The following is a 14061-nucleotide window of genomic DNA, read 5'->3' as shown; positions in this document are numbered from 1 at the left end:
CTTCATGACACGACGCAAACTCTTTTGTATAATCTTTTCCAGCTACTAATCCAAATGTGTTGCTGCTGCCCATGCTCTATTGTTGGTCACATCATATACAACTTCGTTAACAGCTACATATGCAGGTCTCCCATTTTTTCCATCGTAGCTAGCTAATTCTTGAATTGTAAAGGTCCGCTGATTGGGTTGTGGGGGTGAAATTGGTATTTCAGAAGGAAGTGTTTGCTGTATACTAGCAGCTTGATTTGCCAATAGTTCACTTAAAAAATGAATACTTGATAGCGTATCCCATAACTGTTGAAGAATTAGTTGCTTTTTAGATAAATCATCTATAGACGAAAGACTATAAATATCATGACGCGCTTGAGTAATAAGGTGATTCAATTGAAGTCTGATCATCTCGATGTTTTGCATATATTTCTCTCCTTAAGGCATATTCCCAATATCCTATGCACAAACCTAGAGGGCGAAACACGTCACCTTGGACAGCGCCATATAATCTAAAGTAAAATTTATTTAAAAATGCTCATCCTTACCTTCATATGATTCCACTTTAAATGTTTCACCTGACACGAGGACACCATTAGGAAGTTGACAGATTGGGCAAAGCGCTATTCGATAATCAGGAACAAATTCCAGCTGACAGGTTTGACAATTAGCTTTAGCCACTTCTCGAATGATACGTAACTCTGTTTGATCGTCAATTAAACACATCCCTTGTTTTTGCATGTAAAAAAAGGCCATTTCTAAAGCATCTGGCAAGACATTTGACAAATCCCCTACAATCACATCGATACGTTCGACTTTCGTAAACCGCCTTTGTTTCGCATCCTCAGAAACTATGTTTAAAATCTCCGACATAAGAGACATCTCATGCACGAGAATCACCATCCAATTAATTGCATTCTTTCATGAATTTTATGCGCAGCAACCTAAAGAAATACCTATAAAAAGGGTCTAATAGGGTATTAGGGGGGTCTGACCCCCAGTGAGCTAAAGCTTTAAAGTAGCGAAGAACCGACATGGAAATATAACAGTTCACATTCTTTTAGGTAACTTCACTAAGTCCTATTTTGGTTCCTTCAGAATAAGCCCCTTCAATTAATATTCTCATTGACTAAGTAGCCCTTAAACGTTACTATTATGCCATACGATATATCGCTTCACATAATAGAAAGGATGTTTGCAATGGCGTATAACGGCGGTCCAATGACAGAAGCAATGTACTATGTGTTATTAGCGCTTATGAATCCGAATCACGGCTATCAACTGATGACAGCAATTACAGAAGTTTCAAATGGTAGATTAGCAATGGGACCTGGCACTCTTTACGGTGTCCTCTCACGAATGCAAAAAGACGGACTTATTTCATTAAAGGAAGATGATGGCAGAAAAAAAACCTATCGTATTACAAAAGATGGCGAAGAAGCTCTACGAACTGAGTACAAGCGATTAATTGCTTTGGTACGTGATGGAAGGATTTTAGAGGAGCGTGATGACATTGGGTAAATTCGTTCGCAAACTTCGCCCCAGAAATTATTGGCGAATCGGTGAGCATGAGTGTTGGTTTTCGGATATGGCTGCAGAGGGCTTGCATCTTAAAAAAATGGGGATCCATTTTGCTCAGTTTGTAAAAGGAGAACCCAAAAAAACAAAGTATCGTATTGATGTGTCAAAAACCAAAAAAATCACAACTGAACAAAAACTAATGTACGCCGAATGTGGCTGGAATTTCGTTACAAGTTATGGTCTATTCAATGTATTCTCATCTCCGGCTGAGCTAAACGCACCTGAACTACATACTGATCCAGCAGAGCAAGCTTATACGTTAAAGGAACTTGACAAAAAGTTTACCTTAAATGCCCTACTCACTATTTTCGCTACTATTTTAATAGTCGGCATGCATTCAAGTATATGGTTCCTTGATGCTACACCAACTTTAGCTTTTGTAGATGGTATGATTGTCCAACAAACCATTATTACCTTTTTTATGATTTATTTGGCCTATACTTCCTTACAAGCGGCAGTTTCAATACGCTCATTACGAAAAAAACTTTTAGAAGGTAAGCCGCTTGACCATCATGCACCATGGCGAAAGCATCAGAAAAGAGCTTCTATCATTTCAATTCTCTATATAATCGTACTACTATTTGTAAGTATACTTCCTTTTGTGCAACTTATTAAAATGGATACAAAAACATTACCAGTTACTACCGACTTACCTATTGTCCGATTAGCAGATGTTGAACAAAATCCTCATCTTGTTTTAAACCACTCACCCTATATAGTGAACAACGTTGATTGGAGTAACCGCTATAGTTATAGTTGGAGTTTACTAGCCCCAATTCAATATGATACGAACGAAGAAGGTCTCGTCCCTAATCAGATGTGGCAGGATGACAGTGGTGAATATTCGCCAAGTATTGATACTAGAGTTTATCAGTTGCGTTTTCCATCGATGGCAAATAGTTTGATATCAGATTTAGTTAAAAGATATAGTTTTGCATATCGGGGCGCTACTTTCCTAGAACTCGAACATACTGACTTTGACTCTTTGATCGTTTATGAAGAAGATGAGACTAAAGAACTGTTCGCCTCTAAAGGCAAAGCAGTCATCCACGTTCGCTATTATGGCTATGCAGAGATAAACACCTTAATTCAAAACACCGCAAAAAAGATTGCTTTAATTTCTGAATAGCTGGAAAGGTTGCTACCATGAAAAGGGGTCTGACCCCCACTGCGTTAAAGCTTTAGTGCAGCGGGGGTCAGACCCCTCTTAACTATCTCTTTTTTATACTTAACAAATCTTTTTTAGTACGGTACGTGAAATTTACAGAGTATTCAGAACACCTAACACTCTATTAAACAATTAAATGCAAACTAGTCTTTATCCAGGTCAATATCAATACAGTAGAATATTTTATTAGAATCCTGCTCAATGACTTCCATAATATCGCTGATCCCTTTTGTATTAGATATAGGCCTCCAACCTTTGCGTTAGGCTACTCTTATCTCACAATTTCCATCTAGCTGTTGTAGCTTCTCTATAAGTTCCTTTACCTTCAAGCAGTATTCCCCTTATCATCTGATCAATTAGGTCGTTACAAAAAGTTACCTCCAGTAAGGTATTAATATACTGGAGGCCGAATCTTTCAATATTTTGGTTTGAAGTTTATTCAACTGTATTTTCATTTGCGAAAAAGAACGTTTACTGAACGCAGCCCCAATGAACCATCAACCTGTATTTACTAACCCGGCAGCGACACCACTGATTGTTAAGAGAACTTCTGTTAGTAGTTCTTCAGACTCTTCATCTGTGGAGCGCATATTTTGTATTAAATTTACCTGTAAGAAATTTAGTGGATCGACATATGGATTACGTCTTTTTACTGACTCTTTTATATTTGGTGAATGGTCAAGGAGTTCCTGGTTACCAGTAATTTGTAATAGCACTTCTTTGGTTCTGTTGTACTCATCTGAGATATCTTGAAAAATACGATTTGCTATCGTCTTATCTTCTACCAAATGAATGTATTCCCTTGCAGTCTGCAGATCAGCTTTCAAAAGAGCCATTTGCAAGTTATTAATGGTCGATTGAAAAAACGGCCATTTCGCGTACATATTCTGAAGCAATTGCAAATTCTCCTCACCAAGTGTTGCGAAAGAATGTAAACCTGTACCAGCTGCATACCAAGCTGGAATCATCTGTCTTGACTGTGTCCAAGCGAACACCCATGGTATCGCGCGAAGATCTTCAAAACGCTCACTTCCCTTACGGCTCATTGGTCTCGAACCAATATTTAAGGCTCCTAATTCTCGTAGAGGTGTAGCTTCCTTAAAGTACGTTAAGAAATCTGGATCTTTAAAAACTAGAGATTGATATTTTAATAATGATTGTCTGGAGATCGCTTCCATCGCATCTTCCCAGGCTTTTTCTCGTACATATCCCTGAAGTAAATTTTTCGAAGCATTTGCAGAAGCTTCTAGTAAGGCTGATGCTGCCTGCTCTAAGTTTCGATAAGCAATATCCTCAAGTAAGTAGCGTGACGACAACACTTCACCTTGCTCTGTTATCTTTACACCATCCCCCAGCGTTTCCGCTGGTTGCGATAAAATACTACGATTTAGAGGGCCGCCCCCTCGTCCTAATGAACCTCCACGACCATGGAAAAATTTCAATCTGATCTCGAAGTTCTTTGCCATATTGTGAATTTCTTTTTGCGCTTTAAAAAGTTCCCAATTGGCAGTTAACGTTCCACCATCTTTACTGCCATCTGAGTAACCAAGCATGATTTCTTGATGGTTTCCACGTTCACGAATGTGATTACGATAAACGTCCATCTCAAACAATTTTTTCATGATACGAGGACCTGCGATTAAATCATCGACTGTTTCAAGTAATGGGGCAACATGTAAATGACTTTCGACGGTGCCATCAGCATGCAAGCGATAGATACCTGCCTCTTTTGCTAACACAAGTACCTCAAGTAAATCACTTGCTGATTGTGTCATACTAATTAGGTAAACTTCAATTGAACGGCTACCGAATTCAGAATGAGCCTTTTTAATCATTTGAAAAACATTTATGATTGCTTGTGTCTCTTTAGAATAGTCTTCTTGTGATAATAAAAGCGGTCTTGGCTCGTTCAGGATTTTTTCAAGGATTTCTACTTTTTCAGCCTCAGCAAGAGCAGCATAGTTTTCGGTGATATTAACAGCTTTTAAAATTTCAGTTACCGCTGCTTCGTGTTCACCACTATGGTTCCTAATATCTAGAGTAGCTAAATGAAAACCAAATAACTCAACTTGGCGAACCAGTTTCCTAATAGATTTTAGCTTATTATTCGCAGGTTGGTGTTTCTCGGCACTTGCAAGAATACTACGTAAATCGGCTAGCAACTCCTCAGCCGCATGATAACCATGTTCAGATTGTCCAACGTTTCGTAAACGTTTTAAAATAACCGCGAATTTTCGGCGATAGATTTCAGCTTCAATTGGCCAAACTTCTCCTTGTTCGAGGTATAATTTTTCATCTTCGTCAACTGAATGAATGAAATCCGCACTAACCGATACCCGAGTTGTCGACTGGCTAAAACGTCTCATTAAGTCCGTAATCGCTGCTTTATATTTCTTTAAAACTAATTTCCTTTGAAGGATTAACGTTTCCCACGTAACCTCTGGATTGACGTTAGGGTTTCCATCACGGTCTCCACCAATCCACGATCCAAAGGAAAGGAAGTTCGGTACGTTCCAATCATGTTCAGGATAATAGCTTTGTAGTTGATTTTCTAATTCTTGATGAATGCCAGGTAGAACCTCAAATAATGTTTGATCAAAATAATACAGACCGTTTTTTACCTCATCTAAAACGGTTGGCTTTCTTTCGCGTAATTCATCTGTTTGCCAAAGAGCTGTAACCTCATTAAATAAACTTTCATCCAAATCTTTTCTTTGTTTCTTAGTTACCATTGGGTTATCAAATTGTTGGAGCAACGTTGAAATTCGTTTTTGTGTTTCTAGCACCGTCCGCTTTGTTGCTTCTGTCGGATGTGCGGTAATGATAAGTTCAAGTGATAAATCATTCAGCACATGTTGAATGGCATCTTCAGAGAACTCATTTTCTTTTAACGAAACAACTGCACTTTCAATTGAAACAGGTTGTACCGTACCTTCATCTTGCAGCTGGTACTGCCGTTGGCGACGAATTCTGTGATTTTGTTCAGCAATATTGACTAAGTGAAAATATATCGAAAACGCCCGGATCACCTGTTGGCGTACAGGTGGCTTTAGACTACTAATTTCATCCTTTAAATTCTGATATAATTCCTCATTGTAGTTTTCTCTTAAGTTTTTCGTTTTCTCTCTAATGGCTTCGACTTTTTCCAAAAGCGGAACTCCACCATGATGAACGAGAATTTCACCAAGAATATTTCCGAGTTTTTTTACATCATTCCGCAAGAGGGAATTGTTATTAACAGTAACATTTAGCATCTCTTCACCCTCCAATTATTTTTCTAACTATCAGTCAGGCATTTTAACCTTCGACTGTCTCTACCTAAAAACGTTTTTGTCCCACCTTGGACAAAAAACGTCCCTTATGTAAAAAGTAGACTCATAGTTTGCTAGTTCATATTATATTAGCATAAAGTAATTTGAATTATCAATATATATGCCATAAGTTTTCTGAAATTTCTTAAGACTTATTATTGGGGGTCTGACCCCCACCGCGTTAAAGCTTTAAAGTAGTGCACTCTATCCTGTAAATAGATTTCCCTTCGAAAGTTCACTTTCGTCGATACCAACTACTTCTTCAACTGTTATTGCATCACTTATTGGTGGAAGGGAACTTTCATCAGTGTTGATCGCTCGCCCCTCAGTATAGAACTCTTTTAAATAACCTCTAATATCACTACGCCTTGTATTTCACCAATACCTCCGTTACCATGAATTAAGCCGTAGGATACAGTACCCTCTTTCAATTTATGATACATATCGATAACCCCATTTAAGGCAGGATTATTCCATGGGGCTCTGGCTAAATTCATCCCCCCTGAAACAGTAATTTCATGTCGTTCTAATAAATCCGGCAGCTGATCAATAGAATCAATCATTCCTGTTGCCATTAAAAATCCGATTGGAACTGGTGGGTAACATGTGTAAACGTCTAAGTACAGATTCTTATTCCTTAATTGCTCTACTACATTAATTTTTGACTGATTTTGCGCTTGTAAAAAGGCATGTCGCAGATGAGGAAATAGATTTCCCTGCTTCCCTACAATCCCACCTATTTTTTCAGGTGCCCCTTCAACCATTGAGTATTTGACTCCTGATACTTTTACTCTCTCGTTTTTAGCAATTTGGAAAAGATTAGCTGTGCTATCATTTGCCAGGATAACTCCGCCTGCAAAATCAATATTCGGATTCGCGCAGTCAGTTAACTTAAATAAATCCGCTCCATGATCGACTAGTCGTCTTCCTCTATCTTTTAAAACTACTGAATTATCTTCACGTTCAAATGTTCTTAAATAGTTCATATACAATTGATCAGCAATTTCACCAAACTGATCTTTAGAAATACCCAATTCAACACAAAGTAGTCGCGCCATTTCGTTATAACATTTGATAATGCTTTGATTTTCAAAAATACTCATCGCTTTTGTTATCTCTTCTTTTCCGTATTTCAGCCTATTTGTAAGTAACGGCTCATAGCCGAAAATAAAGGCAGCATCGCATAAACCACATTCAATCAGTTCTTTAGCATCTGCTAACGCCTGGACTGGACTTGCACCACTTTTGTAGGTATTTATCTTATCAATTCTCTCACATTCAAATACAGCAAAATAAAATTGGTTTGCTCCTTCAAAACTATTAAGTAAGGGATCAATAAAAAAATAGGCTATTTTTTTATTACTTGATACGAGTTTGGTATGTATGTCTCTAGCCCTCATAAAAACTTCACGAAGTCTCTCATAAGAAAATTGATTACCTATCTTGTCGGTAACTTTCCCCGAAAAAATGATATTGGACATAACTCACCTCCCGATTTCTTTGGTCTACCTTGTAAATTGTTTTGACTTCGAAAGTTCACTTTCTATTATCTAATAGGGGTTGTTCCATCATATTGGTGAAAGTGAACTTTCATTGCGGTCTAACTACTTGACTTGATAAAAAGAACCTTCCCCTAAAAGTGCCGCAACGATATTTTTTGCTGCAACCATCGCCATTGCATTTCTCGTTTTCAATGTTGCCGACCCAATATGAGGAAGGGTCACGACATTTTCCATCTTTAGCAAAGGGTTATTCGGATCAATCGGTTCTTGTTCATAAACATCTAAACCTGCAGCAAGAATTTCATTTGTTTTAAGAGCATTTATCAATGCTTGTTCATCGACTGTTTGTCCCCTTGATGCATTAATAAAAATCGCAGACTTTTTCATTAGTATAAATTCTCTTTCACCAATTAATTGTTTTGTTTCACTAGTAAGTGGTACCAATAAAACGATAAAATCGGATTCCTTTAGCAAATCATCCATAGGTAAAGCTTTTATATTTAACTTTTTTTCAACCTCATATTTGCGGTTCCGATTAAAGTAGGAAACCTCCATGTCGAAACCAAACAACGCTCTCTGAGCAATTTTTTCACCAATTCGTCCCATACCGATAATTCCTAATTTTTGATGGTGGACATCGACACCAAACGATTGTTCTGCATTCCCTTTTTTCCAGTCACCGCGCTTCGTCATTGCGTCCAATTCAGGAATGCGTCTGGCTGCTGAAAGCATCAAACTAATTACTAGGTCAGCGACGGTATCGTCTAACACGTATGGAGTGTGTGTACCAATTACACCATACGTGTTCATTGCCTCTAGATCGAAGTGATTGTATCCAACTGAAATCGTACTAACAACTCGAAGCTTAGGAGCTTGCCTAAGTAGCTCTTCATTAACTTTAACGCCACTAGTAATAAAACCCTCTACATCCTCTAGTTCTTTAAAAAGTTGTTCTCTTGTTATCGGTACAGTCTTATCCCATACTTTCAAGTTTACATGTTCCTCAAGATATTCTTGCACATCTACTGGTAGTGGCTTTTCTGAAAAACCTTTCGTTTACTCACTTCTAACAACCCCTTTCGTTTTCATAGTTCTAAGTCAAATTGAAAAAGTATAGAATTACTTCGAATGTAGACACTAGCTTTTTACCAATAGTCAACCTGCATTTTCTTCTGTAGTAGGAACAATTTTTTCAATCTTCTTAACCCTCAATACAAACAGAGTCGCTAGGATACAGAGGATCCCTGCTGAGAGAAATGTAAGCGTATAGCTATGAAATACTTCATAGAAATAGCCTCCAAGAAATGCAGCCACACCAGCACCTACTTGATGAGCGGCAAAAACCCATCCGTAAATAATCACCCCACGGTCTTTACCGAAATAATCCGATGCCAAACGAATCGTTGGCGGTACAGTGGCGATCCAATCTAATCCGTAAAATACAGCGAAACCGATGAGCATCGCATACGAATTGGTCTCTAAGGCATAAGGCAAGATTAACAAAGACAGTCCGCGTAAGCCGTAATACCAGAATAAAAGCCAGCGATTATCGAAACGATCGGAAAGCCATCCTGATAGCATCGTTCCTATTATATTAAAGATCCCCATAAATGCCAGCAAGCTCGCAGCATGAACCTCAGGTATTCCATGGTGAGCCGAGGCAGGAATAAAATGAGTGCTAATTAATCCAACTGTTGACAAACCGCATATAAAAAAACTAATCGACAATAACCAAAAAGGTGTAGAACGTAACCCGACCCAAAGAACCTCAAAGCTTGTCACAATAGGATTTTTTTGATTTAAAGCGGGCTTTGCTTCTTTTTGTACCGCCCCAAAAGGTAGCAGTCCCTTTTCTGCAGGTGTATCTTTTATCCATAAAAGAATTAGTGGAATCATCACGATGCCTAATACGATAAAAACTGACATCCCAATTCTCCAAGTATAAGTTTCTGTTAAGTAAGAAAGCAAGGGTAGGAATATTACTTGACCTGCAGCGGTGCTCGCCATCAGTAACCCCAGAACAAAACCTCTTCGTTTCTCAAACCAATTGTTGGCCACATGAGCTGAGAGAACGGTAAGAAATACCCCGCAGCCAATTCCAATAAAAACTCCCCAAATAATATGTAACTGCCAAATTTGTGTCATGAATAAGCTGATTAGCATCGCGATAACCAAAAGTCCCATAGCGTAAGCCATCATTTTTCGAATTCCTAAACGATTCATACCCACGGCAATAAACGGACCTGAAAATCCATAAAGAATTAGATTAATGGCAAATGCAAATGAAACTGCCGAGCGACTCCATTCAAACTCCTGCTCGAGAGGTACCATAATGACGCCAGTAATCGATCGAACCCCTGCAGCAACAAGTACAGCAATAAATGTAAGCCATACAACCACCCATCCATAATGCATCTAAATCCCCGCCGATAACAATAAATTTATCATACAACGGATCAATCGGTTTTAGAAGAAAAAAAGGAAAAATAGGGGGTCTGACCCCCAGCGCTTTAAAGCTTTAGCGCGGCGGGGGTCAGACCCCAATAAAAGGCAGATCCCTCAAGCAAACTGTACTCACTCATTTAACTTTAATCTTGCCAGCTCGAAAGCTTGATTAATTTGTAGTAATCCTGCATTGCTACCGTTAAAGTAGCGGGAGGTTTCTTTTAGCAATGTTTTAATCACTTCTGGACTTAAGGACGGGTATGCTTCATTAAGGAGGGCAATTGCTCCCGAACATATTCCAGCTGACATTGATGTACCAGATAATTGCAAATAGTTATTTGCCTGTAAATCACGATCGGAAAGTGTTGAATTTGGTGCTAATAGACTAGTGATATTTTGTCCGGGTACAATTACATCAGGCTTTATTAAGGTATCGACCGTAGGCGGCCGACTACTAAAACTAGCTAAACGATGGTCACTAATATCATTAGAATTATTATCCGAAGCACCAACCGTGATAATGGATGGTTCTATTCCTGGAGTTACAATCGATCCATTAGGACCCGTATTTCCTGCAGACGCAACAACAACGATACCGTTTCTCCAAGCTTTTCTACACGCTTGGGTTAGAGGGTCATTTCGATAAGAGGTTGTTGGTCGTGTTCCGAGCGACAAATTTATAATCCTAATTCGATAGCGGTCACGATTTTCAATAACCCAATCTATACCTGCTATAACGGTAGATATACTCCCCGACCCTTGGTCATTTAACACTTTAACACCAATAATATTAGCGTCAGGGGCCGGTCCTAGATAAGTCCCACCTGAACTAATACCATTCCCTGCTGCACAACCTGCAACATGTGTGCCATGTCCATTATCATCATAAGGTTGCAACCTATTATTAATTAAATCCTTAAAGGCGACAATTCGATTTGTGGGTCTTGTTAGATCTACATGAGGATAAACACCAGTATCAAGAACTGCTATCCCTACACCCTTCCCAGTTATCCCTTGTTGTCGATGGACATTGTGCGCGCCAATGGCTGGAGTCGCTTTGTCTAATAGTGCTTGCACTGAGTGATCATAACAAATAAATTTAACTTGTTGATGGCGTTGTAAACTTTGTATTGTTGCTTTTGAGTATCTACCCGTGATCATTTTAATGGAAGATAAAGAATGACCAAATTGGTCATGTGGATGAAGGCGGCAATAATCTTCAACCTTACATGACCTCGCACTATCTTTTAATACAATGACAACTGGGATAGCACTCGACTGATTTTTTGCTAGAATAGTAAAAAGCTTTTTGTCCGTTTTCATAAAAACCTCCAATTCCCTTTCTATCGAACTATTACTAGTAAATGCTGCTAAAGAGAAATTGAAACGACAAAAGTATATTCTCATTGTAAATTGGACGGATGCTAGAGTAGTTTCATAATATTTCTTTAAAAAAATCCAAAAAAATTAAGCGATAAATCATCTAGTACATAATTCAAAAATATTTGAGGTGTTCCTATAGATTACTAAGAAAACTATACTATTTTCATGTTGATGAAAGTGAATCTTCGTAGTCAGATCTATATTCAGGTTCCATCGACGCTTTAAAGCTTTAACGGATTGGGGGTCTGACCCCCAGCGCTTTGACCCCCAGCGCTTTAAAGCTTTAAAGCCTCGGGGGTAAGACCCCAATGAGGTATACAAAAAAGGACTCATTACGCGATAGTTTCCACGTAAATGGTCCTTTTTCATAAGAAAGTTTTCGTATTGAGTGTTGATTTACAAATAGGTCCTCTAAACCTGTAACACCAAATTCTCGGGGCATAATTTCTTCACACGGTGGGAAAGAACTACACCTTGATCATATTTCGTTCTAAAAACCCAGTAATAATCCTTGAAAGCATTTCAGCATTCATGTTTAATAAGCTTTCGTTTCCTTCTAACAACAATCTGGTTGTATTTTCATCTTGAAATGACTTAGAACAATTTAGGTATTGAGAGAATACTTGAAGCGGTTTGTTGAAAATCAATTCTTCATCTGTTAATAAATCCAAGTGTTTATACGGTGCGATCTTCACCATCTGAAACTCTAAACTCTTCGTGATAGTTTCAAAAACCAACCCGTTTGATGGTGGATTTGGATTCGTTATATTGTATACAGTACTTTTCTGACCATATTTTAGAGCTAAAGTGAGTACTTTTACAACGTAATCTATTGGAACAAGGTTTGAAACAGCATCCTTATTTACTAATAATCGGTACGTTTTGTTTTGATGACCAGCTTTTATACTTTTTTCTTTAGTAGTTCAATAGCTCTAAGGATCCCATATAATCCAAAGGTTGTGCTCGCTTCTCCAGTTTTCGAATCACCGATAATAATAGCAGGTCTCATAATAGTGACTGCGAACTTATCTTGATAAGACATAACTAGGTGTTCAGCCTTACATTTACTTTCTTCATAATCATTAGTAAAGGTACCATCTATCGGGTACAGTTGTTCGAGTCCATTCTCTTGAACCCCTAAGGTATAGGCAGTACTTACATGGACGAATTTATTTACACCGATCTTTTCTGCTACCTCAAGAACATTTCTTGTACCGTTAACATTTACTTGAAAAATTTGTTCTCTTTTACCTTCATCAAATGATAAAAAGGCAGCTGTATGATAAACGACATCAATCTTTCCAACTAAACTATTTAACATTTTAGAATTTAAACCCAATTCCGCTTCTGTTAACTCGCCTTCAAGGATTGTGATCCGTTGTTTATGATCTTGATTTATATTAATGAAATTGTTTAACTTCTTATTATTTCGGACTAGTAAATAGACATTATGTTTGTCTTCAAGTAATTGTTTTGCTAGTGTAGAGCCTAAAAATCCGGATGCTCCTGTAATTAATATATTCAAAATCTCACTCCCTTAAGTGAAAATACAAAAAAGTTACCTAGTTATTATATCTATTAAAGACATTTATCACAAATAGTTTTATAGTAAAATAATTTTCTATAAGAGAGTTTCTTGTTTGTCGACTCCGCGATAATGCAAGCCACATCATAACAACTGCCTGTAGATCAACATCAATGTTTAATAATAGAATCCACATTTTTCTTAAATTACAAATAAGTAACCAATAACAAATTGAATTTTGTTATTGGTTTGTCCCATGAATTCTACTAATTCTATTTCTTTTTTGGTTTCGGATCTTAATTTTAATACCACTGATATTAATACTTTTATTTCACGAACTGTTATTCGATTGTGTTGGCTAAGATAACATTCCCTACTATTTTATCTACCAAGCCTCATTTTGAAGCTAGTATCAAAAAAAGCTTACTAAAAAGTGTAGAAAAAAAGAACTAAAGCTTAGTAGCGTTTAGTTCCTTAATCTTTTCCCTAAATTATGCTAATTATCACACCGTCATAGACTGCCCATGTCTTGCTAAATATTCTTCCTTCTTTTTATAATCTGGAACAAGACTTCCCACACGCCTCCAAAACGAGCGATCATGGTTCATATGAAGAATATGACATAGTTCATGGATGATGACATAATCTATTACATCGATTGGCGCCATGGCTAATTGATAATTAATACTTATTTTTTTATCCCAACTACAGCTGCCCCATTTGACTTTCGACTCTATGATTTCAACAGATTTCGGCTTTACTCCTAGTTGTTTTTGATAGATCTTGATCCGTTCACCGACAATCTTCTTACAGCTAGAAATATAGAATTTTTTAAGAGCTTTTTTTAGATCTTTTTCTCCCAAATCACTATGATCAATTAACTGATGAAGAAGGTACTCTTTACCAAGATACAAAAACTTCCCTTGATCATGATACTCCCTTGTTTTTGGAGCTTCACGTGCATCCTTAATTTTCTGCAATTTGTCTAGGATCCATTTCCCTTGCTTTTCAATAGCACTTCTAAGCATTTCTTCACTTGTCTCTCTAGGCGCTTTCACAGTTATAAATCCCGTCGAACTGATTTGAATCGCAATCTTCTTTCTCTTTCCATATTGAACATCACAATCGATGATGTTACCTTCAATTTCAAATTTCATA

Annotated in this window: 12 protein-coding genes; 2 read left to right on the top strand and 10 right to left on the bottom strand. The window is 37.7% G+C overall.

The features are described 5' to 3' along the window. Positions 1-45: 45 nt before the first annotated feature. Positions 46-414, bottom strand: a complete 369-nt coding sequence (locus H1D32_RS16930; RefSeq protein ID WP_261179457.1) for a cytochrome b5-like heme/steroid binding domain-containing protein — start codon at positions 412-414, stop codon at positions 46-48. A gap of 102 nt (positions 415-516) precedes the next feature. After that, entirely contained in the window at positions 517-891 is a 375-nt protein-coding gene (locus H1D32_RS16925) for a hydrogenase maturation nickel metallochaperone HypA/HybF (RefSeq protein ID WP_314733437.1), read from the bottom strand. 297 nt (positions 892-1188) lie between these two features. On the opposite strand from H1D32_RS16925, the gene H1D32_RS16920 reads away from it, so the two are divergent. Then, positions 1189-1509, top strand: coding sequence for a PadR family transcriptional regulator (locus H1D32_RS16920; RefSeq protein ID WP_261179455.1), 321 nt, complete (start codon positions 1189-1191; stop codon positions 1507-1509). Next, positions 1502-2698: a DUF2812 domain-containing protein gene (locus H1D32_RS16915; RefSeq protein WP_261179454.1), complete on the top strand. Its 1197-nt coding sequence runs from the start codon at positions 1502-1504 to the stop codon at positions 2696-2698. Before H1D32_RS16920 ends, H1D32_RS16915 begins: the two co-directional genes overlap by 8 nt. 536 nt (positions 2699-3234) lie before the next feature. On the opposite strand, the gene ppc is transcribed toward H1D32_RS16915, so the two are convergent. The 8 genes from ppc to H1D32_RS16875 all read right to left on the bottom strand — a co-directional run bounded on the left by ppc (position 3235) and on the right by H1D32_RS16875 (position 14060). Next, a complete protein-coding gene (ppc, locus tag H1D32_RS16910) occupies positions 3235-5991 on the bottom strand; it encodes a phosphoenolpyruvate carboxylase (RefSeq protein ID WP_261179453.1) in 2757 nt (918 codons plus the stop codon). A gap of 398 nt (positions 5992-6389) precedes the next feature. Then, the gene (locus H1D32_RS16905; protein WP_261179452.1) at positions 6390-7529 is read right to left on the bottom strand and encodes a hypothetical protein; all 1140 of its coding nucleotides are present in this window, start codon (positions 7527-7529) and stop codon (positions 6390-6392) included. 123 nt (positions 7530-7652) lie between these two features. Continuing rightward, complete coding sequence (locus tag H1D32_RS16900; RefSeq protein ID WP_261179451.1) at positions 7653-8570, bottom strand: 2-hydroxyacid dehydrogenase; 918 nt, start codon at positions 8568-8570, stop codon at positions 7653-7655. A gap of 135 nt (positions 8571-8705) precedes the next feature. Then, positions 8706-9965 (bottom strand): MFS transporter, encoded by a 1260-nt coding sequence (locus H1D32_RS16895; protein WP_261179450.1) that lies wholly within the window; start codon positions 9963-9965, stop codon positions 8706-8708. A 159-nt stretch (positions 9966-10124) separates the two neighbouring features. Further along, complete coding sequence (locus H1D32_RS16890; protein ID WP_261179449.1) at positions 10125-11318, bottom strand: S8 family peptidase; 1194 nt, start codon at positions 11316-11318, stop codon at positions 10125-10127. A 527-nt stretch (positions 11319-11845) separates the two neighbouring features. Further along, positions 11846-12076, bottom strand: coding sequence for a hypothetical protein (locus H1D32_RS16885; RefSeq protein WP_261179448.1), 231 nt, complete (start codon positions 12074-12076; stop codon positions 11846-11848). A 203-nt stretch (positions 12077-12279) separates the two neighbouring features. After that, a complete protein-coding gene (locus tag H1D32_RS16880; protein ID WP_261179447.1) occupies positions 12280-12903 on the bottom strand; it encodes an SDR family NAD(P)-dependent oxidoreductase in 624 nt (207 codons plus the stop codon). A 503-nt stretch (positions 12904-13406) separates the two neighbouring features. Further along, positions 13407-14060: a M48 family metallopeptidase gene (locus H1D32_RS16875; RefSeq protein ID WP_261179446.1), complete on the bottom strand. Its 654-nt coding sequence runs from the start codon at positions 14058-14060 to the stop codon at positions 13407-13409. Position 14061: the final 1 nt, after the last annotated feature.

It is taken from the genome of Anaerobacillus sp. CMMVII, from assembly GCF_025377685.1.
Lineage (GTDB): Bacteria > Bacillota > Bacilli > Bacillales > Anaerobacillaceae > Anaerobacillus.
This window is presented reverse-complemented; position numbering and strand designations above follow the sequence as displayed.

Excerpts from the sequence above, each read along its gene's own strand:
- H1D32_RS16875 (WP_261179446.1), bottom strand. The coding sequence starts at position 14,060 with ATGAAATTTGAAATTGAAGGTAACATCATCGATTGTGATGTTCAATAT.
- H1D32_RS16925 (WP_314733437.1), bottom strand. The coding sequence starts at position 891 with ATGGTGATTCTCGTGCATGAGATGTCTCTTATGTCGGAGATTTTAAAC.
- H1D32_RS16890 (WP_261179449.1), bottom strand. The coding sequence starts at position 11,318 with ATGAAAACGGACAAAAAGCTTTTTACTATTCTAGCAAAAAATCAGTCG.
- H1D32_RS16895 (WP_261179450.1), bottom strand. The coding sequence starts at position 9,965 with ATGCATTATGGATGGGTGGTTGTATGGCTTACATTTATTGCTGTACTT.
- ppc (WP_261179453.1), bottom strand. The coding sequence starts at position 5,991 with ATGCTAAATGTTACTGTTAATAACAATTCCCTCTTGCGGAATGATGTA.
- H1D32_RS16920 (WP_261179455.1), top strand. The coding sequence starts at position 1,189 with ATGGCGTATAACGGCGGTCCAATGACAGAAGCAATGTACTATGTGTTA.
- H1D32_RS16885 (WP_261179448.1), bottom strand. The coding sequence starts at position 12,076 with ATGGTGAAGATCGCACCGTATAAACACTTGGATTTATTAACAGATGAA.
- H1D32_RS16905 (WP_261179452.1), bottom strand. The coding sequence starts at position 7,529 with ATGTCCAATATCATTTTTTCGGGGAAAGTTACCGACAAGATAGGTAAT.
- H1D32_RS16930 (WP_261179457.1), bottom strand. The coding sequence starts at position 414 with ATGCAAAACATCGAGATGATCAGACTTCAATTGAATCACCTTATTACT.